This window comes from Allobosea sp. TAB14 (assembly GCF_052113865.1).
In the GTDB taxonomy this organism is placed as follows: Bacteria; Pseudomonadota; Alphaproteobacteria; order Rhizobiales; family Beijerinckiaceae; genus Allobosea; species Allobosea spartocytisi.
The window spans coordinates 1-2,559 of sequence record NZ_JBFRDQ010000314.1; the positions used below are offsets into that span (position 1 = coordinate 1).

Annotated in this window: 3 protein-coding genes; all 3 read right to left on the minus strand. The window is 66.1% G+C overall.

All coding sequences use genetic code 11. The features are described from left to right. Nucleotides 1–870 (minus strand): PhzF family phenazine biosynthesis protein (locus AB4Y99_RS26965; protein ID WP_441525495.1); only part of this gene is annotated, 870 nt, incomplete at its 3' end. Between the two features lie 103 nt (nt 871–973). After that, nucleotides 974–1,381 (minus strand): SUF system Fe-S cluster assembly protein, encoded by a 408-nt coding sequence (locus tag AB4Y99_RS26970; RefSeq protein WP_441525497.1) that lies wholly within the window; start codon nt 1,379–1,381, stop codon nt 974–976. A gap of 8 nt (nt 1,382–1,389) precedes the next feature. Then, nucleotides 1,390–2,559: cysteine desulfurase (locus AB4Y99_RS26975; RefSeq protein WP_441525496.1), on the minus strand; the 1,170-nt coding region annotated here is incomplete at its 5' end.

Below are 2,559 nucleotides of genomic sequence, written 5' to 3' on the forward strand. Positions count from 1 at the left end.
GAACATCTGCGCGCAGGAGCCGCCGACGGTGGCGCGGATGCCGTCCTCGCCGCGGCGCGCGGTCAGGTGCAGAAGGCTGGGCCGGCCCATCTCGACGCCCTGCGTCAGCGTGAAGCTCGCATCGTCCTGGCTACCGAGGGAGAGAAGCAGGGCGGCAACCGTGGCGCTGGCGCTGCCGGTCGCCGGATCCTCCCATGTGCCGCTGATCGGCGCGAACATCCGGGCGCGGATATCGCTGGCGCCATCCCGCGCATAGAGGAACAGCGAGAAGCGGCCCTCCAGGCCTGGCGTGCTGTCCCGGACGGCCCGGAACCGGCTGAGGTCCGGCGTGGCGCGCGAAAGCGCCTCCAGCGTCACCTCCGCGAGAACGAAGAAGACGCCGACCGAGGCCCGCACCGGCCGGTGGTTCGTCACGACGATATCTGAAGGCGAAAGACCGGCGCAGGCGGCGATCGCGTCGGCCGGCAATTCGATGCTCTTCGTCAGGGCCTGCGGGGCGGCAATCGTCGCGCCGGTGACGGTGCCTGCGGCATCGCGCGCGACCTTCACCTCGACCAGCCCGGCAATTTCCTCGAAGCGCAGCACGCCGCCACGGTCGCGACCGTGGCGTGCGAGCACGAAGGCCGTTCCGACATTGGGGTGGCCGGCGAACGGCATTTCATGCGCGCGCGTGAAGATCCGGACCCTGGCATCGTGGGCCGGATCGTCCGGCGGCAGGACGAAGGTCGTCTCGCTATAGTTCATCTCGGCCGCAAGCGACTGCATCTGCGCGTCCGAGAGCCCGCGCGCATCGGTGAAGACGGCGAGTTGGTTGCCGCCGAAGGGGCGGTCGGTGAAGACGTCGACGGTCTCGTAGGGAAAGCTGGGCATGGCAAGCTCCGGGAGCGGATGACGCGCCTATTCCTGCCAGCGGAGCGGGCTCAGCACCAATGAAGCGATGAGATGCGATCCATCAACGCGACCGGTGTCGCGCTCACCACATGTCGAGCGCGACGCGGGCCTCGTCGGACATGCGCGACTGGTCCCAGGGCGGATCGAAGGTCATGTTGACCGTGACACCCGCGATGCCGTTGACGGTGCTGACCGCATTCTCGACCCAGCCCGGCATCTCTCCCGCGACCGGGCAGCCCGGCGCGGTCAGCGTCATATCGATGGTGACCTGCCGGTCATCGGCGATGTCGACACGGTAGATCAGGCCGAGCTCGTAGATGTCGGCCGGGATCTCGGGATCGTAGACCGTCTTCAGCGCCGCGACGATATCGTCCGTCAGCCGGTCGATCTCCTCAGGCGGAAGCGACGCGGCGGAGCCGACCTGCGGCTCGTTCGGCTTGAAGCCGTCTTCCTTCAGCGCGATGGGTTCGGACGTGGCCAAGGCTCGTATCCTCGATATCATGCGAACAGGTTTTCGGCCTTCCGCAGGGCTTCCACCAGATTGTCGACCTCTTCCAGCGTATTGTAGAGGCCGAATGAGGCGCGGCAGGTCGATGTCACCCCATATCGTGCCAAAAGCGGCATCGCGCAATGGGTACCCGCGCGAACTGCGACACCGGCGCGGTCGATCACCGTCGCGACGTCATGGGCATGAGCGCCCTTCATCTCGAAGGCGACGATCGCACCCTTCTCCCGTGCCTTGCCGAAGATGCGGATCGAATTCATCTCGCCGAGACGTTCCATCGCATAGGCGCCGAGCTTCGCCTCATGGGCGGCGATGTTCTCACGGCCGAGCGCCATCATGTAGTCCAGCGCGACGCCCAGCCCCACAGCCTCGACGATCGCCGGCGTGCCGGCCTCGAAACGGTGCGGCGGGTCGTTATAGGTCACGGTGTCTTCCGTGACRGTSACGATCATCTCGCCGCCGCCYTCATAGGGSGGCAGCTTGTCGAGCCATTCCTTGCGGCCCCAGAGCACGCCGGAACCGGTCGGTCCATAGGTCTTGTGGCCGGTGAAAGCATAGAAGTCGCAGCCCAGCGCCTGCACGTCGACCGGCAGATGCACCGCGCCCTGRCTGCCGTCGACGACGAGCGGGATGCCATGCGCCCGGCAGATCTTCGCCACCTCGGCGATCGGCACGATGGTGCCGGTCGCGTTCGACATATGCGTCAGCGCCACGACCTTGGTACGCGGAGTGATCAGCTTCTCGAATTCCTCGACGAGGAAATTGCCGTCCTCGTCGATCGGTGCCCATTTCAGCACGGCGCCATGCCGCTCGCGCCAGTAATGCCAGGGCACGATGTTGGAGTGGTGCTCGAGGATCGAGACGATGATCTCGTCGCCCTCGCCGAGGTTCAGGTGGCGCCCGAGCGAGGACGCGACGGTGTTGAGCGCGCCGGTCGAGGAGCGCGTGAAGACGATCTCCTCGAGATGCTTGGCGTTGAGGAAGCGCCGCGCGCTTTCGCGTGCCGCCTCATAGGCTTCGGTCGAGGCATTGGCGAGGTAATGCAGTCCGCGATGGACGTTGGAATAGTCCTCGCGCATCAGCTTCGACATCGTATCGATCACCACGTTCGGCTTCTGGGCCGAGGCCGCGTTGTCGAGAAAGACGAGCGGCTTGCCATAGAC